Below are 19,000 nucleotides of genomic sequence, written 5' to 3' on the forward strand. Positions count from 1 at the left end.
GTCATGGCTGACATTCTTTACAACTACGGCCAGATCGATCAGGCTGTCGCCGACATGCGGGCCGGTGTCAACAAACTGAATACGAAGCTGGAGGACATGGACTCCGAGCTCAAGCAGCTGCAGAGTTCGTGGGATGGCCAGGCGAAGCGCGCCTACGACGCGTCCAAGGCAAAATGGACCGAGGGTATGGACGGTATCGTCGAAATCCTCACCGGTGTCGCCGCTGCGGTTGCGGAAGCCCGCCAGTCTGCTCAGGCTACCGATGCTCGTAACGCTGATGGCTTCGGCTCCTGATTCCGCCTGATTGCCGCGGGGAGGGGACCGAGGGGTCCCCTCCCCGCGGCGATTGTCTATCGGGGGCCGGTGCTCCCATTGTTTGTGTATTGCTGACTGCAAGTGAGGTTGCGTCGTGGTTGAATCGCCGAAGTATGAGCGCTTGAAGGCGTTGATGAGCTTGTCTGCCGAGCCTTTAGGCGCTGAAGATCTCAGCGAGGACACGCGGGTCGGTGATGCTCATTCGGACGTTGGTGTTGCCAAGAGCGGCTCCGAGGATTTCGTGGCGGACCTGAGTGTTGGCTTGTCGCAGATGAAGGAGGGGGCAGACGGATGGATGTCCTCCTTCATTGTTGACGCAGGCAGGCATCTGGACACCATCGAATCAACGAAAGCTCATCACTTGACGCTGCGTGAACAGATGTCGAAAAAGGTGGTTGAGTCGAGAAACTTGAGCCCCGTATTGATTGAGCCCGAGCTCGAGTATCTTCGTCATTCTGATGAGACGGTGACAATTGCGGATCCGAATGTGGCTGCGAAGGCAGGCGCCGTGGAGGTGACGGGGCGGGCGTATATTGCGGCCCTTGAGGCGCAGCGCAATGAGGAGCGAGAGGCCGAAGCTGACAAGATCTTGACTCAGCTCAATGCCGACGCCCATGCGGAAAAAAGTTCGATTTACACGCCGATGGATGATTTCGTGCCTGAGGCGTGGCGGCCTGCGCCTGCGCCTGAGCCTGCGCCTGATCCCGGGCCCCAGAGTGGGGGCGGCGGGTACGGCCGTCGTCGAGGGATGAGCGGTGGCCTGGTTCCCACTGTTGGCGCGGAAACTGTTGCTGGTTCTGGGGCATCGGGGTGGACGTATCCTCCCGCTGGGGAGCTTGGGAGTGTGTCGAATCCGATTAGTGATCCGGCTGATTTGGTTCGTTATGATTTGACGACGACGCCGGTGAATCAGCGGATGACGCCGAATGGTCCTGTGGGTGGGCATATGCCTGCTGATGTGTTGAATGTGAATGATCCGGCGTGGCGTGCTGTTCCTTCTGCCGCGGGTGGTGGTGCGCGTATTGCTGGTGGTGTGTTGGTGGCTGGTTCTGCTGCTGGTGCTGCTGGTGCGGCGTTGTCTTATGGTGGTGGTTTCGCTGGGATTGGTGGGCTTGCTTCGGGTGCGTCTGGTTCTGCGTTGCGTGCTGTTGCTCCTGCCGGTGGTGTGTTGCGTCCGTCTGCGCTTCCTGGTGGGGGTGTAGCTGGGGCTGTTGGTGGTGCTGGCCGCGGCGGTGGTGCTGGTGTGGTTGGTCGTGGTGGTGTGGCGCCGGTGGGTTCTGGCGCTGCTGGTTCTGCTGGCGATCGTGGTGCCTCTGCTGGCGGTCGTGGCGCCTCTGGTGGTGTCGCTGGTCGTGGTGGTGTGAGCGCTGCGGGTCGTGGCGCTTCCGGTGCTGGTGCGGTTGGTCGCGGTGGTGTGGCGCCGGTGGGTTCTGGCGCCTCTGGTACTGCTGGCGGTCGTGGCGGTGTCGCTGGTGGTCGTGCTACTTCCGGTGTTACTGCGGTTGGTCGTGGTGCCTCTGGTGGTGTCGCTGGTCGTGGTGGTGTGGCGCCGGTGGGTTCTGGCGGTGTTGGGGATCGTCGTGAGAAGAAGGGGCAGGTGCGGCGTCGTGCGTATGATGTGGTGCGTGTGGATGCCTTGGAGGAGCGTGGTGCTCAGATGATGGGTGGTGCTGCTGGTAGTGCTGATCAGCTCAAGCCGATTGCTCGTGATGCTGATGCTGACTGGTGAGTGGTGGTTGGTTCAGTGATGGCGGGGGCCGCACCCTTGATGGGTGCGGCCCCCGCTTGTTGGTGTGTTAGCTTGTGCGGCGCCGTGCCCAGGTGATTCCCACCGCGGCGGCTAGGAGGAGGAGTGCGGCTCCCACGCCCACGGCGATGATGAGGCCGCGCGAAGAGGTAGACGAGGACTCGGAAGTGGCGTCCGCGCTGGTGTCCGAGGCTGGCTCGTCGGCCTGTGTGGGGGTGATGGTGAAGGGGTTGGCGGGCACTGTCAGGTCGGTGAAGGGCCCGACGGTCGCGTGGTCTCCGTCGTAAAATGCTTGTTCGGCTGTGCCTGTCATGAGGGGGTCGTCGGTGGTGGGGATCGTCGCCCCTTCTTCGGTGTTCCACTTGCAGGTGGTCATGTGGACGTTGCCCGATAGGGGGGCGTCGAGTTTGGTGTAGGAGGGGTCGGCATTGCATTGGGTGTTCACGATCGCCGAGAACCTGTATTCAAAATCCGTGAAGTGCACGGTTTCGAAGGATGAGGCGATCTGGTGGAGGTAGACCATGGGGGCGCGCGCCGTGATCGTTCCGTCCTCATCGAGGGAGTAGAAGGCGTGGCGCGCATCGTTGGCATAATGGGCCGTGAGGACGCAGATACCCATGTCGTAGTCGACTGTGCTGTGGTAGTTGGGGGCGCTTCCCGACCAGAACGTGTTCGCCAGCATCGTGCACTCATCGAGCGTGATCTTTGGACTGGGATACTTGCTGCGCAGCCTGATTTGCAGTTCGCTGACGTGGACTCGCTCTCCCACTCCCATGTCATTGCTGGCACTAGGCGCAAGGCTCGCCGCCATCTTGATCTCGTGGCCCGGCAAGAGCGGCAGCTCAGGAGCTTGGCTGACGGGGCTCGGGGGCACAGGAACGGGAGTGTCCGCGGCATCACTGGGCGAGGAAACCCCAACCACACAACACGCGGCCGCAGCCACGCACGCCAGCGCGCGTCTCATGTGTGTGCGTCGCGTTGTCGCCATTGATCCTCCTGTTGTGGTCAGCTCAAGGGATGGGTCAGCTTGTGCGGCGCCGCGCCCAGGTGATTCCCACCGCGGCGGCCAGGAGGAGGAGCGCGGCGCCCACGCCCACTGCGATGACGAGGCCGCGCGAAGAAGCAGACGAGGACTCGGAAGCGGCGTCCGCGCTGGTGCCCGAGGCGGGCTCGTCGGCCTGTGTGGGGGTGATGGTGAAGGGGTTGGCGGGCACTGTCAGGTCAGTGAAGGGCCCGACGGTCGCGTGGTCTCCGTCGTAAAATGCTTGTTCGGCGGTGCCTGTCATGAGGGGGTCGTCGGTGGTGGGGATGGTGGCGCCCTTGTCGGTGTTCCACGTGCAGGTGGTCAAGTGGACGTTGCCCGATAGGGGGGCGTCGAGTTTGGTGTAGGAGGGGTCGGCGTTGCATTGGGTGTTCACGATCGCCGAGAACCAGTAGTCGAATCGTGTGAAGTGTACGGTTTCGAAGGATGAGGCGATCTGGTGGAGGTAGACCATGGGGGCGCGCGCCGTGATCGTTCCGTCTTCGTCGAGGGAGTAGAAGGCGTGGCGCGCATCGTTGGCATAGTGGGCCGTGAGGATGCAGGTGCCGCTGTCGTAGTCGACTGTGCTGTGGTAGTTGGGGGCGCTTCCCGACCAGAACGTGTTCGCCAGCATCGTGCACTCATCGAGCGTGATCTTTGGACTGGGATACTTGCTGCGCAGCCTGATTTGCAGTTCGCTGACGTGGACTCGCTCTCCCACTCCCATGTCATCACTGGCACGAGGCTGGAGAGTTGCCGTCATCTTGATCTCGCGGCCCGGCAAGAGCGGCAGCTCAGGAGCTTGGCTGACGGGGCTCGGGGGCACAGGAACGGGAGTGTCCGCGGCATCACTGGGCGAGGAAACCCCAACCACACAACACGCAGCCGCAGCCACGCACGCCAGCGCGCGAAACAGGGCGGTCCTTGTCATCATCTCTCCTCCTCGATGTCGGCGGCAACCCTCATCCACGGTGACCCTCTTTAGAGCATGGGCATGTTTCTGTGCGCGGAGATGTCATCTCCTGGGTTGTCTTTCCAGTGCTTCTTCATCGCCTCTGACTCATAGACCGAGTCGATTTTACTAATCTCAGCATCGAGACCAGCGATCGCCGCGTCTAGCTCACTCGCCGAGACCATGTCCGTATTCGAGATCTTCTCGAGGGCTACACTCAGGTTGTCGGCGACGCTCTGGGCGTTTTTCGCCATTTGCAGCAGGGCAGTGTGCTCGGCGTCGAGGTACTTCTTGTACGTGCTGCCAAAGGCTGCGGGGCCGGGCAGCGTGCCCCACTTGGCCTCGGTTTGGTGCTCCGACGCCCGCATGATATCCTCCGCGGCGCTGTTGAGCTGGTCGACGATACCGTCCCCTTCGCGTGTAATGAGGTCGATCCAGCCTTTCCACTGCGCCCGCGTAATCTCGAGGCGGTTGTCCTCCATGACCTGTCTCCTTCGAACAGCCTGACTGCTACCCGAGTTAGCCTAGCAGACGGTAAAACTGGGGTGCGGTGGTGTCTAACAGTGTGGGACACCCCGTTTGGCAGGCGGCATCAGCCGATGATGGGCTGCTCCTCGGGCATACGGATGACGCGGGAACGCTCGCGCAGGGCCAGAGCGGCCGCCACCGTCATCGAACCGGTACGACCGGCAAACATGAGCGCAATCAGCACATACTTCGCGGCCACCGGCAGATTGGGTGTCACGCCCGTGGACAGGCCGACGGTGGCGAACGCGGAGACAGTCTCGAACAGGATGATGTCCAGCGAGTGATCCGTCATGGTCAACAGCAGGACCACGGAGATAGCGACCATCGCCAGGCCCAGCAGGGACACGGCAACCGCCAGGCGTACCGTCGAGGTGGGGATACGACGTCCGAAGGTCTCGATATCGCGGTCACCCCGGGCCTCGGCGATGACGGCGAGGACCAGCACCGCGAAGGTTGTGACCTTCACGCCGCCCGCCGTGGACGCCGAGCCGCCGCCGATCATCATGAGGATGTCCTGAACGAAGTGTGTCTGTGAGTGCATCGCCCCCACGTTTAACGCCGAAAGACCCGAAGAGCGCGAGTTCACGCCCGCGAGCATCGCGTTGAGGATCTTCGAGGGCGTGTCCACGGACCCCAGCGTCGCCGGGTTGTGCCATTCGGTGAGGGCCAGGGCGAGTGCGCCGATGAACGCAAGGATCAGGTAGGTGGACAGCGTCAGCTTCGTGTGCAGGCGCCAGCGTCGTGGCGCGCGCAGATTCTTCGCAACATCCATGATGACGGGGAAGCCGATAGCCCCCACCGTCGTGCCCAGGATGATGGGGACCAGCATCCACCAGTCGGTCACGTGCGGCTCAAGTCCGCCGGGCAGAATCACGAAGCCGGCGTTGTTGAACACGGAGATGGCCATGAACACGGCGTCCCACACGGCGTGCGCGGGGTCGATGCCCATGGTGAGGAAACGCGGCAGGAACATGACCGCCAGGAGCGCCTGCATGGTCAGCGAGGTCGCGATGACTGCCTTGAGCAGCGTGGAAATCTGGCCCATCGCTCCCGTCCCGGTCTCCTGGGTGGCGAGCATGCGCTGGGTGAGTCCCAGGTGTCGGGACACCGCGAAGCCGAGGATCGACGCCAGCGTCATGACGCCCAGGCCGCCGACGACGATGCCCGCCGCGATGACAGCCTGCCCGAAGGGGGACCAATACGATGCTGTGTCCACCGTCGTGAGACCTGTCACGCATACAGCTGATACGGCGGTAAAGAGCACGTCGACGAAGGGAGCGGACTCGTCAGAGGCGGAAGCGATCGGCAGCATGAGCAGCGCCGTGATGACGCCGATAATCAGCGCAAACGTGCTCAGGGCCAGTCGCGCCGGCGAGTACCGGGCCTGCCGGGACAGCCACGCGCGCACGCGCTGCCCGTACGAGGTGGGCACCTGGGGGTGAGGGCCGCGGGGGCCGCCGGGGACCTGTCGGACGACGGGGGAGGGCTGGGGGCTGAGGGTTTCCTCTGAAATGGCGCGGGACGAGGCCGTGGCTCGTCCTCTCATCATGGACCGTGTGGCGCCGGGATTGGTGCGCAGCCGAGGGGTCTCAACCCGAGGCTTGCGTCCCTTGCGTGCCGGTCTCATCATTTCTCCTTAACGACTCTGCAACAAAAGTGGATAAAGTTGCAGTTTCCATGCGGTTGGGCAGTAGTATATTTCGTGAGGCTACGTAAGCGGTGAACGAACGGGTTTAACGCGCCTCGCGAGCATCCTGGGAGTCATTAATGGAACAGCAGTCGGCGCCGCGCTTTATGACCGTCACGGAAGTGGCGGACATCATGCGCGTCTCTAAGATGACTGTGTACCGATTGATTCACAGCGGTGAAATGCCCGCGATTCGCGTCGGAAAGAGCTTCCGAGTGCCCGAGGCCGCGGTCGCCCAGATGATCCAGGCCGGTATGGCGGATCACTCCGGTGGCCAGGCTCGCGTCATTGGCGGGTAGTATAGGCACGATGTGCCCGCTCCGGGCACCCATCATCAACCAGCGGTAGTACCTCTGCCGCCCACACTACGAGGGAGGAACCCCATGGGCTCCGTCATCAAGAAGCGCCGCAAGCGCATGGCGAAGAAGAAGCACCGCAAGCTCCTGCGCAAGACGCGTCACCAGCGTCGCAACAAGAAGTGAGCGAGCGGAGGCCCGACCATTGGTCGGGCCTCTCGTGTATGTCGGGCCGGCCGCCGGTAGGTGAGGGTGCAGATGACCAGCTGCGCCGAGGCCTGTAGACCCTATACTTGGGCGTTATGGACCGCACCATTATTCACGTCATGCGCCACGGCGAAGTGGACAACCCCAACGGTGTTCTCTACGGGCGGCTGCCCGGATTTGGGCTCACGGAGCTGGGGCATCAGATGGCCGCTCGCGCGGCCGACTACCTTCAGGAATCGGGTGCGGACATCGCTCGCGTCATTTCCTCGCCGCTCCTGCGTGCCCAGTTGACGGCCGCGCCGACGGCCGCCGCCTACGGCCTGAGTATTGCCACCGATCCGCGCCTCATCGAGTCGGACAACGTCTTCGAGGGCCTTCCCGTCAACTCGAATCGCGCGATGCTGGCCAACCCCAAGTACTTCAAGTACTACTGCAACCCGCTGCGCCCCTCGTGGGGTGAGCCCTACCGTGACGTCGCCTCCCGCATGAGGGCGGCCCTGTCCTCGGCCCTGCGCGAGGCGCGCGGACGCGAAGCCCTGGTCGTCTCCCACCAGAACCCGATCGTCACGCTCACGCGTTTCGTCGACGGCCTGCCCTTGGCGCACTCACCCAAGTCGCGCCACTGCTCGCTGGCCTCGATCACGTCGTTCATCTTCTCGGGCTCGACGCTCGTGGGCACCTCCTACGCGGAACCCGCGGCCGACCTCGTCGCCCTGGCGCGCGACATGACGCCGGGAGACTCTGCCGCCGACCTGCGCCGCTGAGGGCGCGCGGCGGACAATACCGCAGCGAGTGAAGCGGGCGACCCGATCAAGGGTCGCCCGCTTCACGTCACGCTCCTGCCTCAGGAGGCCTCTCCGTCCGACGTCTCATCGGAGTCGGTGCCGCGCTTGTCGTGCTTGCGCTGCCCCTCCTCGCGGCGTTCCTCCTCGCGGCGCTTGCGCTGGATGTCGCGTTCGAGGCGGAAGAGAAACTCGGGGTCGTCGTCCGGCGCGGACGGGCGCGCGGGCTTGCTCGGAGGCGCCTGCTGGGCCTTCTCGGCGCGCTGGACCCAGCGCAGCACCAGCCACACGATCGGGCCGATCGCGGCGATAGTCGCCGTGAACAAAATGATCAGCAGCCAGATCGGCTTCGGCAGCTTGCCGGGCATCTCGTCTTCGGGGGTGCGATGCCAATCTGCGGCCGCGTAGATGGTGAGCGCAATCATGGCGACGAAAAGGACAATCCTGAGCATATGCCTAGTTTAGGGGCGTGCACTGCCTCACGTCGCCTCGTTCACTCCCGGGGCAAACCTGCCCGCTCAGCCCTCCGTGATCTGCGGCAGCGCCGCGTACGAGGAGGCGGCTCCCGGCGTCAGGACCGCCGTGGCTCCTGCCCGCATCCCGGCGGCCACGGCCTCGGCGAAGGGCATGCCGAGCGCCAGCGCCGCCGCCAGCGCACCCACGCACGCGTCGCCCGCACCCGTCGTATCCGTCACCTCGCCGAGCGTCACAGCGGGGCAGTGGCCGACCTCGGCCCCGGACACCCACGCCGCCCCCTGCGCGCCCAGCGTCACGACGATGTGGCGCGGCCCCATGCCACGCAGCGCGCGAGCGATCCCGATCGCCTCGGTCGGCGTCGCAGGGGCGGGCAGGCCCAGGGTCAGCCCAGCCTCCGTCTCGTTGACCACCAGGATGTCGACGCGCGACAGCGTTGCCGGGTCGGTTGCGCGCGCGGGCGCCAGGTTGAGCAGGACCCGCGCGCCAAAGGAATGAGCCCACTCGATGGCCGCCGCGTTGGCCGCGGGGGGAATCTCGGCCTGGAGGACGACGATGTCGGAGGGGGCGGGGAACAACGAGGCCTTGGCGGGCTCGGTGGTCACAGCCGCGTTCGCCCCCGCGTCCAGGATGATCGTGTTCTCGCCGGAGGCGGCCACGGTGATCAGCGCCGTCCCCGATGGGCCATCAACCGCGCGCAGGTGGGTGACGTCCACCCCGTGCGAGGCGAGCTCATCGCGTAGTCGCTGGCCCGACGGGTCGGATCCAACCGCGCCCACGAACAGCGTCGTTACTCCCGAGTGCGCGGCCGCCGCCGCCTGATTCGCCCCCTTCCCGCCCAAGCCGTAGGTGAGGGAAGAACCCGACAGAGTCTCGCCGGGGGAGGGGAAACGGTCGACCGTGACCGTAACATCTTGGTTAATGGAACCGACAACAATGACGCGTGCCATGGAATCTCCTATGTGAGGGAGGCTCTATTGTGTCACGTCACACGCGGAACGCAAATATCCCTCGGGGTCGATTGAGGCGTCATTTCAACGATTAAGTGTTGCTTAAGTTCTATGCCAGTTTCCTGCAATACTACTAAAGAGACGCTTTGTGGTGAACTATCCGCCGTGCGCAATCTCCGATACCTCGTTTCGACCCGCCCGGCAGCCCCATCCTGCCGCCCCATCACCATCCCCTCCCAGGTGATCCAGGCAGGGGCCACGGCCTCGTCCCCCACGCGCACAACCGCACCTTCTGCGGCTGGGACAGACAGCCTCGCGCGCGTCCTCCTGCCCCTCCTGGGCATCTACGCTCTCGGCACAGTCTCCCTCCAAGGCTTCAACCTGGTCTACCTGCGCGTCGCCGCCGACATCGGTGCCGGCGAAGCCTCCGGCCTCATCACCGCAATCCCCGGCATCGTCCTGGGCGTCGCCTGCTTCCTATACGGAACCCTCGGCGACTTCATCCCCCTGCGCCGCATCGTCGACGTCGGCGTCGTCCTCATCGTCGCCGGATCCCTCCTCGGCTTCGCATTCTCCTCGTCCCTGACCGGCATCATCATCGCCCGAGCCCTCCAAACCCTCGGCTACCAGGCCTCCGCCTCCGCCTACATGATCCTGGCCACCGGCATCGCCGACCCCAAGCGCCGCGGCCTCTACGTCGGCCTCATGTGCGCCGCCTTCCAGGGCGGAACCGCCATCGGCATGCTGTCGGGAGGCCTCCTCGCCGACATCAACTGGGCGATCCTACTGCTCATTCCCCTCGGCGGCCTCGCCGTCCTGCCCATCATGGGACGCCGCGTCCCCGCACACGCCCACGCCGGACGCATCGACGTCGTCGGCCTCGCGATCTTCTCCTCGCTGGCCCTCCTGCTCACCCTGGTCGCCTCCAACCCGCGCTGGTGGCTCATCGGCGGCCTCATCATCGGCGGCGCCCTCTTCTGGCGCTATATCGGCCGCGCCCGCGCCCCCTTCATCACCCGCTCCTTCTTCACCAACGTGCCCTGGGCGCGCTCCGTCAGCCTCATCGTCATCATCTACTGCATGAACTTCACGGTCGCTCCCCTCATGAACGGCATCGGCGCCGCCCACTACGGGCTCACCCCCGCCCAGGTCTCCGTGCGCCTCCTGCCCGCCTACTGCGTCGCGCTGACCACCGCCATGAGCTCCGGCGCCGTCATGGCCCGCATCGGGCGCGGCGCTACCGTGCGCGGCTGCGTCGCCCTCATCCTGTCCGGCACCGCGCTCCTCGCCCTCTTCATGAGCTCCGGCCCGTGGGTCATCACCGCCGCCATGTGCCTCATCTACGCCGGCTTCGGCGCGCTCTTCACCCCCATCTACGACACCGTCTTCGCCACCGTCGCACCCGGCCAGAACGGTCGTGCCGTCGCCATGAACGACCTCGCCATGCAGGGCAGCGCCGCCATCGGAATCGGCGTGTTCACTCCCTGGCTGGCCTCCGGATCCTTCGAATCCATCGCCGTCGTCTGCGTCGGAGCTGCAGCCATCGGCATCCTCGGCGACTGGGCCCACGAGGCCCTCTATCGCCGCGGGCGCTGACCCGCTCGCTCACCCGCGTGGCTACCCCGGCCTCGTGAAAGTGCTGACTAGCGCGCCGACCCGCGTCAACCCGCCCCGGCCTCGTTCTTAGGACAGGAACAGCGCCAGCGCAGCCAACAGCGCCCATGCCAGGGTGAAGAAACCCGTATTGCGCAGGACAGTGATGAGCGCTCGGCCCGAGGCGCCGGTCAGCACCGGCAGGCTCACTCCGGCCGCCCACGCGGCGGCTCCCACGCCCAGCGCGCACGTCGCCAGCGGATGCAAACCGACCGCAGCGCCGAGGGTCACGATCATCGCGACCGGAAGCCACGCGCACGCCGCAAACACCCAGCGCGACGCCCGATCGCCCAGGCGCACGGCCGCCGTCATCTTGCCGGACTCGCGGTCCGTCGGAATGTCTCGAATGTTATTGGCCATCAGCAGCGCCACCGACAGCAGGCCCAGCGCCGACGCGCTCATCCACAGCCACCACGGAGCCGACTGCACCTGCGTCCATGTCGTTCCCACGCACGCCAGCAAGCCGAAGAATACGAAGACCATCAGTTCGGACAGGCCGATACCCATGTAGGCGTAGGGGTGCTTGCCACCCGTGTAGAACCACGCGGCCACGACCGCCGCAGCGCCCGCAGCGATCAGCCACCATGTGCCCGACACGGCAACCAGGGCGAGGCCCGCCACGCCGGCCACCGCGAACGACCCCAGCGCGGCTGCCAGGACCGTTGTCGGCTTGGCCAGGCCCCCGCCCGTCAGGCGTGCGGGCCCCTTGCGGTTGTCATCCGTGCCGCGAATCCCATCCGAATAGTCGTTCGCGTAATTGACTCCCACCTGTAGGGCCAACGCCACCACGAGCGCCAGGAGAGCCCGCAGCGCGTCAAACCCGCCCAGGTAATGCGCGGCCGCCGACCCGACAAGCACGGGTGCGGCGGCGGCGGGCAGGGTGCGCAAGCGAGCGCCTTCAATCCAATCCGTCACGGTAGCCATGGCTACCAGTGTAGTTGGAGGCGGCGCTCGCCCGTCAGTCGGGTTAGCGCACCCAGTCCCTCTCGGTGCCTTCGACGGCAGTCGCGGCTGCGACGGCGGCACCGCGGTCGATCTTGTCGAAGCCCAGGTACGGCAGCTCCGTCACCGCGACCACGCGGCGCGGCGCCTGCGCGCGACCGATGTGCGCGGCGGCGTGCTCGCGCACGGCCGAGCCCAGCTCGGCCATTTCCAGGGAGTCCGACGGCATCTGGTGAGGAACCACCAGGGCGGTGACGATCTGTCCCCACTTCTCATCCGGCGTGCCCAGGATCCAAGCATCCGAAATGCCCTCGTAGGAACGCAAGGCGCGGCGCAGGGGACCCGGCGCTATCGACAGACCGCCCGAAATGATGACGTCGTCCGCGCGCCCGCTCACCTCGACCTTGCCCGACGCGCGGATGACGCCCATGTCGCCGGACACCATCCAGCGCTGGCCGCCCTCCTCGAAGAAGGGGCTGTCCGCGTCCAGGTAGCGCGTCATCAGCGTCGGGCCGTTAAACGCCAGGCGGGTACGCCCGTCCCAGTCGACCGCGCGTACCGTGATGCCGGGCATCGGCTCGCCGTCGTAGACGCAGCCGCCCGCCGTCTCCGTCATGCCGTAGGTGATGCGCACCTTCAGGCCCGCGTTCAGGGCGCGCTCGAGCAGGTGATTGCTGATCGCCGCGCCGCCCACGAGAATCGCGGACAGGGAGCGCAGGGCCTCCAGGACCTCCTCGTCAGCGTCGAGGCACTGCACGAGCTGCGTGGGCACCAGCGACAGGTAACCGGGCATGTCATCCTGCGTGACGCCCTTAATGGCGGGCAGCAGATCGCGCGGATGAAAGCCGTTCGTCGTATCCACGACCTGCGGGTTCGTGCCCGCAACCGCCGCGCGCAGCAGGATCATCGCGCCCGCGATGTGATGGGTGGGCAGCGCGAGGATCCAGCGGCCGGGGCCGTCCAGCGCCAGCTCGGTCGCCTTCACCGAGGCCATGAGCGCGTCTGTGGACAGGCCGACCAAGCGCGGCTTGCCCGCGCTGGAACCGGACGTCGAGAGGACCAGGTCCACGCCGTCAAAGAAATGCGGGTCGTTCTTGATGTGATTGGCGAGGCCGGGGTAGTCCTCCTCGGGGAAAGCCTGCTCGGGGGTCGCAGCGGAACCGCGCAGCGTGGCGGGAGGAACCTTGGCGGGGTCGCGCACAAAGACGACCGTGTGGGGCGCGGGGTGGTTCGGGTCTGCGGCGCGCTCCTCGTAGAGTTCAACCAGCTTGTGGATCGATGCGTTAGCAAGCGCGGCGGCACCGATCGATGTACCGCCAGGTACGACAAGAATTCGCGGCGCAGCCATGATGAGCCTCCCATAGTTCTATAGCGAGCGCATATATGACAAGGATAGGTGCTTGCGTACGCCCAGGTGGCAGGCCGCTTCGCGGCAATAATCACGTTTGGGGGCTAAAAACTGAACGATTCTGCCATTTTCATGTGGCAGACGACGCAACTGAAAATTCAACCGTCTACTTCCACAAGCATGCATGAGGCGATAGGATGAACGGCGATGCTCAAGAATCTTTCCACTAAAACCAGATGGGCGATCGGCGCGGCGTGCGCCCTCGTCTTCCTTGTCGTCTGCGCCGTCATCGTGTATGAGGCCAACTACTCTGGCCGCGCGCTGCCGGGCACGACCGTCGCCGGGACCTCCGTCGAGGGCATGACCCGCGACCAGGTCGTCTCCACCGTCACCGCACGAGCCGACGCCACCAATGTGACCCTCATGGTCGAAGGGAAAGCCACCACGGCCTCGCTCAACGAAGCCGGCATCTCCCTTGACGCCGAGGCGACCGCGGACGAGGCCATGAAAGGCTCGACCTCCCTGTTCTCCTTCGTCGGTGCACTCTTTACCAACCGCACCGTCGAACCCGTCACCACCGTCTCTGAGGACTCGATCAAGAAGCTCACCGCGACCGCGAACTCCACCCTGACCTCGGAAATGAAGGACGCGCAGGTCATCATCGCGCCCGACGAAGAATCCTTCACCTTCACGCCCGCGCAGAACGGCAACGGCATCGCGCCCGACGAGGTCGCCGCCGCCGTCAAGGAGGCCGGTGCGACCCTGACCTCGGTCACCAAGGACGTCTCCGTCTCCCAGATGGAGCCCAGCATCACCACCTCCGATGCCGAGCGGGCCGCCGACAAGGCCAACGAGCTGCTCGACACGCAGATCGAAATCTCCGACGGCATCGACACCTTCTACGCCGAGCGCTCCGACAAGGTCCAGTGGTTCGAATTCCTCACCAAGGATGACGGTACCCTCGACGAGCCCTCCATCAGCACCGTCAAGGTCGCCGACTGGGTCAACGCCCTGGCGTCCACCACCGACGTCAAGCCCGAGAATCGCGTCGAAAACGTGGACTCCTCCGGCAACGTGCTGACCACCGCCCGCGAAGGCAAGAAGGGCCTGAAGACTAACAACACCGAAGAGATCACGAAGGGCGTCGTTGCCGCGATGAGCGACGGCAAGGCGTACGAGGGCCTGTTCCACTATGACGACGTCGAGCCCGGCTCCGAGACCAAGCAGGTCGCCGAAGGCACCGAAAACCTGGTCTACCAGGCAGCCGAAGGTGAGAAGTGGGTCGACATCAACCTTTCTGACGCCTCCGTCACCGCCTATGTTGGCGGCAAGGTTGCGGGCGGTCCGTTCTACATGGTGCCCGGAGCCCCCGACACGCCCACCGTCACTGGCACGTTCCACGTGTACCTCAAGTACGACGTGCAGACCATGCGCGGCGAGAACGCCGACGGTAGCAAGTACGAGACCGAAGGTGTCCCGTGGGTCACCTACTTCACCGGCTCCTACGCGATGCACGGTGCCCCCTGGCGTTCCTCCTTCGGGTGGAGCGGCTACGGCGGCTCCCACGGCTGCGTGAACATGCCCGTCGACGCCGCCAAGTTCATCTACGACTGGACCGACATGGGCGACACGGTGGTCGTGCACTACTGATGGCCGACACTGAGCATTGGGGGCGGGCCGGAACCGAAGGGTTCCGGCCCGCTCTCTGTTACCGCGCGAGGGGCGCGGGCGCGTGGGGGAGGGGCTCGCGCAGGTTGCGAAGAACTTGGCGCGGGGTGTGCGGGTGGCGTGTGCTGTGTCGGACATACTGGCGTGGTTTCCCAACAATGTCGCACGTAATTTCCATGTCAACCTTTCAAGTATTGAAATTGCGTTGTTGGAATTGCAACGTTTGTGGCGGATGTTGAAGATTCAAGGAAGGGAATTACGTGCGAGATTTATGGGGAGCGGTTCGAGTGGGTGGCTGATGGCTGATGACTGATGACTGATGGCTGACGGCTGGTAGTAAGCTGCTAGTGACACGCGGCTAGCGGCTGCGTTCCCCGACTCTTGGCAGGTGTTCCATGTTTTTCCGCGACGATGCGCTGAGCGCGGGCAACGGCCTCGGCCCCGACGAGTGGTGGAAGGGCGCCGTCGTCTACCAGATCTACCCGCGCTCCTTCAAGGATTCCAACGGCGACGGCTTCGGTGACCTCGAAGGCATCCGACAGAAGCTGGACTACCTGAAGAACCTGGGCGTGGACGTCCTGTGGCTGTCGCCGATCTACGCCTCCCCGCAGGCCGACAACGGCTACGACATCGCGGACTACTACGACATCGACCCCATGTTCGGGACGCTCGAGGACTTCGACCGCCTGCTCGCGGACGTCCACGAGCGGGGCATGCGCCTCGTCATGGACCTGGTCGTCAACCACTCTTCCGACGAGAACCCGTGGTTCGTTGAGTCGCGCTCCTCGCGGGATAATCCCAAGCGCGACTGGTACATCTGGCGTGACCCCCGCCCCGGGCACGTCGGCGGCGAGGCCGGGGCTGAGCCTAACAACTGGGGGTCCTTCTTCTCGGGCTCGGCTTGGGCCTGGGACGAGGCCACGGGCCAGTATTACCTGCATCTTTTCGACAAGAAGCAGCCCGACCTGAACTGGGATAACCCCGAGGTCCGCGCCGCCGTCTACGAGATGATGAACTGGTGGCTCGACCGCGGCGTCGACGGCTTCCGCATGGACGTCATCAACCTGATTTCGAAGGACCCGGCCCTGCCCGACGGCATCGTCTACCCGGGGCGCGCGTGGGGCGAGGGCTACCCGCACTTCTCCGAAGGCCCGCACCTGCACGACTACCTGGCCGAGATGCGCCGCGAGGTCTTCGCCGGGCGCGCCGGAACCATGACGGTCGGTGAGTGTCCCGGCGTGTGCCGCGACAACGTCCTGCTCTTCACGGACCCGGCCAGGCGTGAGCTCGACATGGTGTTCCAATTCGACCACGTCGACCTCGGCCTCGAGGCGGGGAAGTTCCATCCGCGCCCGCTGCGTCCCGGCGAGCTCGCCGACTGCCTGAGCGCGTGGCAGGAGGCCCAGGGAAGCGTTGGCTGGAACAGCCTGTACCTGGACAATCACGATCAGCCGCGCGCCGTCAGCCGCTTCGGCGATGAGGCGCACCGCTACGCCTCGGCGACCGCCTTGGCCACCGCGCTGCACATGCTGCGTGGCACCCCCTACGTCTACCAGGGCGAGGAGCTCGGCATGACCAACGGGGTCTTCCATGGCCTCGACGATTTTCGTGATGTTGAGGCGCTGCGCTACTACCGCGAGGCCGTGGCGGCGGGGGAGGCCCCCGAGTCGGTCCTGGCCGGGATGCGCGCCACCGGCCGCGACAACGCGCGCACGCCCGTCCAGTGGGACGTGAGCGAGCACGCCGGCTTCACCGACGGCACCCCGTGGATCGGCGTCACCCCGAACTACACGGAGATCAACGCCGCCACCCAGGTGGGTGACCCGTCCTCCGTGTACGCCTATTATCGGGCGCTCGCGGACGTGCGCCACGGCCTGCCCGTCATCGCGGCGGGCTCGTTCGAGCGCATCGTTACGCCCTCACCCGCAGTCTTCGCCTACCGGCGCACCCTCGACGAGGCCGTGGCCACGATCCTGGTCAATCTGTCCTCTCAGCCCGCCTCCCTGGGCGAGGTCGCGCGCGGGGTGAGTGGCGAGCTCATCCTGTCCAACCGGGACCTGTCCGAGGCCAAGCGAGAGGCTCCCGGCGTTCTGGAGCCCTGGGAGGCGCGTGTCTACCTCGCGTGAGGGGCGCGTGGCCCCTGAGTACTGGCGTATGTTCGTGTACACATCATGAATCATTTATCCAGAGTGCACTCCAGCGTGGGCGTGGCGCCGTCGTAAGCGAAGTCGATGCGGCATTCGTAGGAGGCCGCTTGGGGGAGTTTCTTGCCGGCGTTCGGGTCGGTGGGGCCTGTCCCTACTATGAGGGTGAAGCTCCATACCGTCGAGAACGCCGGTGACATTGATGGGCCTGTCCCTACTTTGCGGGCGAAGCGCTTATTCTCCAGTGGACCGATGAAGGGAGGGTCGTTTACCAGGTCCAGTGGTTCAGTGGAGAATGCGAGGGCTCCGCAGGTGCGTTGTCGCGCGGGGTCTGGCGTGCCGGTGCGGCAAGATGCCGCGAAGGCTTCACTTTCGGTTTGGATCCATTGGGTGAGCTTCTCGCTCGGCTCGATCGTGAAAGCTCGCGTCGCGAAGTTCGTGCGGATTTCCCCTGCACCATCGGTCAGGGGGTGCTCGTAGTTGATCGTCCAGTAGTCGGGGTTCTTGGGGGTGGCTTCCATGCGGTAGCTGCCGGGAAGGAGGAGGTAGGAACCCTGCGGGTTGCTGACCAAGATGTCGCCGATGCGAATGCTGCGCAGGCCGTCCGTGTCGATCAACGTGGTCATCGAACCATACGAAGAGGCGTTGATCTTCCACATGCCGAGCTGACCGTTCCTCCGTTTGGTCTCTTTGAAACGCATGTTGAAGTGGTGGGCGTCACTTCTGCTGGCGTTGAAGAGAACCGTGCCCTCGATCGCCGTCGGGTCTTTGGGGGCTGTGTGCCCCTCGAAGGAGACTTTCGAGGGGGCGTGCGCGTGTGCGGCATCCCGTAGGAAGTCATACTGGAACTGGCCGTCGAAAAGGGTTGCGAGTTCGGGGAAGTATCTCACGGCCTCGTTGTACTTTCCGTCTTTGACGAGGTCCATGTAGCGGTTCCACGCATCCAAGGCTGTCAGGTCGGACAGGTACACGTAGTTCGACCAGTAGCCCGCCCCGGCTGCGGCGGCCACGAGGGCCACGCACGAGGCCGTGGCGATCCAGCGCTTGCGCTGTGGTGTGTTGTTCATTGGTGGCTCCGCTCGCGTGTCGGCGTGGTTCGTGTGCAAATCGTGAATCATTTATCCAGAGTGCACTCCGTCGTCGGCGTCGCGCCGTCGTAAGCGAAGTCGATGGTGCACTTAAACCGGGCGTTATAGTGTGTGTGCCCATCGTCCGTGGGAGCTGTTTCGCCAGTCGATACAGCTAGGAGAAAAGATGTTGTTCCTACGAGGTCGACGGAAAGATAATCTTGGGTAGGGTCGAACGGCGTAGTGCTGTATGCGAGGGCGCCGCAGGCGTCTTCTCTGGAGGCATCGGGTGTTCCAGTGCGGCAAGATGTCGCGAATACTTCGCTTTGCTCACGAACCCATTCCTTGAGCGTATCGTTGGCTTCGATAGTGTACGGGCGCGTGATGGGGTTGGTGCGGATTTCTCCTGCGCCGTCGGTTAATGGGTACTCGTATTTGATTGTCCAGTAGTCCGGGTTCTGGGGGACTGCTTCGATGCGGTAGCTGCCGGGGAATAGGTAGTACCAGCCTTGGGGGTTATCGATCGATACGTCGCCGACCCGCACGCTGCGAAGGTTGTCTAACTTCATGGCCCTGACTGTTGATCCGAAGGATGAGGCGTCAATGTGCCACCAACCAAGCTTGCCATTGGCCTTGTCCTTCTGTGACAGCACGGTGACGGTCTTGAGCAAGGCTTCTGTGCCGTCGTCGAAGGAAACACGCCCCTCGATAGCGTAAGAGTTGATATCGACTGGCTCGATGGATACCGTGCTGGGTGCATGCGCGTGCGCAGCGTCGGACAGGAATTCGATATGATTGCCATTCCTGCTGGTGTCCTGGAGGTAGGGCGAATACGACAGTGCCTCGTCGTACTTCCCGGATTCAATGAGTTCCATGTAGCGGCTCCACGCCTCGATCCGCGTCAGGTCTGGCACGCGCGTGGAATGCCACCAGTAGCCCGCCCCGGCTGCGGCGGCCACGAGGCCCACGCACGAGGCCGTGGCGATCCAGCGCTTGCGCCGCGAGGTGGGGGTGGGCGAGGGGTCTTGCGGTGTGCTCGTCGGTGAGGGCTGGGGCATGGGGGTTCCTTACGTAGGTGTATAGGAAAGCTACCAAAGGGGAGGGGCGCGGAACAAGTGGCTGTCGGCGCTCGCAAGGTCTGACTGGCGAGGTGACAGTGGGGGTTTGTCGAGTGCGTGTTGGCCGGTAGGATGGCACGTGGTTAGGTTTTCCTCGCATT

18 protein-coding genes are annotated in these 19,000 nt (G+C 64.7%); 8 read left to right on the forward strand and 10 right to left on the reverse strand.

Annotation, left to right across the window (positions count from 1 at the left end):
• Nucleotides 1–3 precede the first annotated feature (3 nt).
• Nucleotides 4–294: a WXG100 family type VII secretion target gene (locus O3669_RS04885; protein ID WP_295917742.1), complete on the forward strand. Its 291-nt coding sequence runs from the start codon at nt 4–6 to the stop codon at nt 292–294.
• Between the two features lie 115 nt (nt 295–409).
• A complete protein-coding gene (locus tag O3669_RS04890) occupies nt 410–2,044 on the forward strand; it encodes a hypothetical protein (RefSeq protein ID WP_371523875.1) in 1,635 nt (544 codons plus the stop codon).
• A gap of 67 nt (nt 2,045–2,111) precedes the next feature.
• Here the strand turns inward: O3669_RS04890 and O3669_RS04895 are convergent, their stop codons facing one another.
• From O3669_RS04895 to O3669_RS04910, 4 genes are all read right to left on the reverse strand, one after another.
• Entirely contained in the window at nt 2,112–2,831 is a 720-nt protein-coding gene (locus tag O3669_RS04895) for a hypothetical protein (RefSeq protein WP_295917746.1), read from the reverse strand.
• A gap of 253 nt (nt 2,832–3,084) precedes the next feature.
• Nucleotides 3,085–4,017: a hypothetical protein gene (locus O3669_RS04900; RefSeq protein ID WP_371523876.1), complete on the reverse strand. Its 933-nt coding sequence runs from the start codon at nt 4,015–4,017 to the stop codon at nt 3,085–3,087.
• A 47-nt stretch (nt 4,018–4,064) separates the two neighbouring features.
• On the reverse strand, nt 4,065–4,517 hold the full coding sequence (locus O3669_RS04905) for a type VII secretion target (RefSeq protein WP_295917750.1): 453 nt from the start codon (nt 4,515–4,517) through the stop codon (nt 4,065–4,067).
• A gap of 110 nt (nt 4,518–4,627) precedes the next feature.
• The gene (locus tag O3669_RS04910) at nt 4,628–6,190 is read right to left on the reverse strand and encodes a TrkH family potassium uptake protein (protein ID WP_295917798.1); all 1,563 of its coding nucleotides are present in this window, start codon (nt 6,188–6,190) and stop codon (nt 4,628–4,630) included.
• 140 nt (nt 6,191–6,330) lie between these two features.
• Here O3669_RS04910 and O3669_RS04915 point away from each other — a divergent pair, with 140 nt between their 5' ends.
• From O3669_RS04915 to O3669_RS04925, 3 genes are all read left to right on the forward strand, one after another.
• The gene (locus tag O3669_RS04915) at nt 6,331–6,549 is read left to right on the forward strand and encodes a helix-turn-helix domain-containing protein (RefSeq protein ID WP_009055484.1); all 219 of its coding nucleotides are present in this window, start codon (nt 6,331–6,333) and stop codon (nt 6,547–6,549) included.
• 84 nt (nt 6,550–6,633) lie between these two features.
• Nucleotides 6,634–6,732, forward strand: a complete 99-nt coding sequence (locus tag O3669_RS04920) for a 30S ribosomal protein bS22 (RefSeq protein ID WP_003792170.1) — start codon at nt 6,634–6,636, stop codon at nt 6,730–6,732.
• Nucleotides 6,733–6,848: 116 nt separating this feature from the next.
• On the forward strand, nt 6,849–7,517 hold the full coding sequence (locus O3669_RS04925) for a histidine phosphatase family protein (protein ID WP_295917754.1): 669 nt from the start codon (nt 6,849–6,851) through the stop codon (nt 7,515–7,517).
• 80 nt (nt 7,518–7,597) lie between these two features.
• Here the strand turns inward: O3669_RS04925 and O3669_RS04930 are convergent, their stop codons facing one another.
• A complete protein-coding gene (locus O3669_RS04930; RefSeq protein ID WP_315284133.1) occupies nt 7,598–7,987 on the reverse strand; it encodes a phospholipase in 390 nt (129 codons plus the stop codon).
• 66 nt (nt 7,988–8,053) lie between these two features.
• The gene (locus O3669_RS04935) at nt 8,054–8,959 is read right to left on the reverse strand and encodes a ribokinase (RefSeq protein ID WP_295917758.1); all 906 of its coding nucleotides are present in this window, start codon (nt 8,957–8,959) and stop codon (nt 8,054–8,056) included.
• A gap of 165 nt (nt 8,960–9,124) precedes the next feature.
• Between O3669_RS04935 and O3669_RS04940 the strand changes: the two genes are divergently transcribed.
• The gene (locus O3669_RS04940) at nt 9,125–10,555 is read left to right on the forward strand and encodes an MFS transporter (RefSeq protein WP_371523877.1); all 1,431 of its coding nucleotides are present in this window, start codon (nt 9,125–9,127) and stop codon (nt 10,553–10,555) included.
• Nucleotides 10,556–10,642: 87 nt separating this feature from the next.
• On the opposite strand, the gene O3669_RS04945 is transcribed toward O3669_RS04940, so the two are convergent.
• Complete coding sequence (locus O3669_RS04945; protein ID WP_371523878.1) at nt 10,643–11,536, reverse strand: 1,4-dihydroxy-2-naphthoate polyprenyltransferase; 894 nt, start codon at nt 11,534–11,536, stop codon at nt 10,643–10,645.
• 43 nt (nt 11,537–11,579) lie between these two features.
• Nucleotides 11,580–12,902: an AMP-binding protein gene (locus O3669_RS04950; RefSeq protein ID WP_371523879.1), complete on the reverse strand. Its 1,323-nt coding sequence runs from the start codon at nt 12,900–12,902 to the stop codon at nt 11,580–11,582.
• Between the two features lie 207 nt (nt 12,903–13,109).
• On the opposite strand from O3669_RS04950, the gene O3669_RS04955 reads away from it, so the two are divergent.
• Together O3669_RS04955 and O3669_RS04960 are read left to right on the forward strand one after the other, a co-directional pair.
• Nucleotides 13,110–14,552, forward strand: coding sequence for a L,D-transpeptidase family protein (locus O3669_RS04955; protein ID WP_371523880.1), 1,443 nt, complete (start codon nt 13,110–13,112; stop codon nt 14,550–14,552).
• Between the two features lie 413 nt (nt 14,553–14,965).
• Nucleotides 14,966–16,696, forward strand: a complete 1,731-nt coding sequence (locus O3669_RS04960; protein ID WP_371523881.1) for an alpha-glucosidase — start codon at nt 14,966–14,968, stop codon at nt 16,694–16,696.
• A gap of 50 nt (nt 16,697–16,746) precedes the next feature.
• Here O3669_RS04960 and O3669_RS04965 read toward each other — a convergent pair whose 3' ends face one another.
• Both O3669_RS04965 and O3669_RS04970 read right to left on the reverse strand, forming a co-directional pair.
• Nucleotides 16,747–17,781, reverse strand: coding sequence for a hypothetical protein (locus tag O3669_RS04965; protein WP_314769019.1), 1,035 nt, complete (start codon nt 17,779–17,781; stop codon nt 16,747–16,749).
• 47 nt (nt 17,782–17,828) lie between these two features.
• Nucleotides 17,829–18,839 carry a hypothetical protein gene (locus O3669_RS04970; RefSeq protein WP_314769017.1) on the reverse strand — a complete coding sequence of 337 codons (1,011 nt, stop codon included), beginning with the start codon at nt 18,837–18,839 and terminating at the stop codon, nt 17,829–17,831.
• Nucleotides 18,840–19,000: the final 161 nt, after the last annotated feature.

This window comes from Pauljensenia sp. 20925_1_34 (assembly GCF_041432775.1).
Taxonomy (GTDB): Bacteria; Actinomycetota; Actinomycetes; order Actinomycetales; family Actinomycetaceae; genus Pauljensenia.

Coding starts and splice junctions, on each gene's coding strand:
- O3669_RS04885 (WP_295917742.1), top strand. CDS start 4: ATGGCTGACATTCTTTACAACTACGGCCAGATCGATCAGGCTGTCGCC.
- O3669_RS04900 (WP_371523876.1), bottom strand. CDS start 4,017: ATGATGACAAGGACCGCCCTGTTTCGCGCGCTGGCGTGCGTGGCTGCG.
- O3669_RS04905 (WP_295917750.1), bottom strand. CDS start 4,517: ATGGAGGACAACCGCCTCGAGATTACGCGGGCGCAGTGGAAAGGCTGG.
- O3669_RS04910 (WP_295917798.1), bottom strand. CDS start 6,190: ATGAGACCGGCACGCAAGGGACGCAAGCCTCGGGTTGAGACCCCTCGG.
- O3669_RS04915 (WP_009055484.1), top strand. CDS start 6,331: ATGGAACAGCAGTCGGCGCCGCGCTTTATGACCGTCACGGAAGTGGCG.
- O3669_RS04920 (WP_003792170.1), top strand. CDS start 6,634: ATGGGCTCCGTCATCAAGAAGCGCCGCAAGCGCATGGCGAAGAAGAAG.
- O3669_RS04925 (WP_295917754.1), top strand. CDS start 6,849: ATGGACCGCACCATTATTCACGTCATGCGCCACGGCGAAGTGGACAAC.
- O3669_RS04930 (WP_315284133.1), bottom strand. CDS start 7,987: ATGCTCAGGATTGTCCTTTTCGTCGCCATGATTGCGCTCACCATCTAC.
- O3669_RS04935 (WP_295917758.1), bottom strand. CDS start 8,959: ATGGCACGCGTCATTGTTGTCGGTTCCATTAACCAAGATGTTACGGTC.
- O3669_RS04945 (WP_371523878.1), bottom strand. CDS start 11,536: ATGGCTACCGTGACGGATTGGATTGAAGGCGCTCGCTTGCGCACCCTG.
- O3669_RS04950 (WP_371523879.1), bottom strand. CDS start 12,902: ATGGCTGCGCCGCGAATTCTTGTCGTACCTGGCGGTACATCGATCGGT.
- O3669_RS04955 (WP_371523880.1), top strand. CDS start 13,110: ATGCTCAAGAATCTTTCCACTAAAACCAGATGGGCGATCGGCGCGGCG.
- O3669_RS04960 (WP_371523881.1), top strand. CDS start 14,966: ATGTTTTTCCGCGACGATGCGCTGAGCGCGGGCAACGGCCTCGGCCCC.
- O3669_RS04965 (WP_314769019.1), bottom strand. CDS start 17,781: ATGAACAACACACCACAGCGCAAGCGCTGGATCGCCACGGCCTCGTGC.
- O3669_RS04970 (WP_314769017.1), bottom strand. CDS start 18,839: ATGCCCCAGCCCTCACCGACGAGCACACCGCAAGACCCCTCGCCCACC.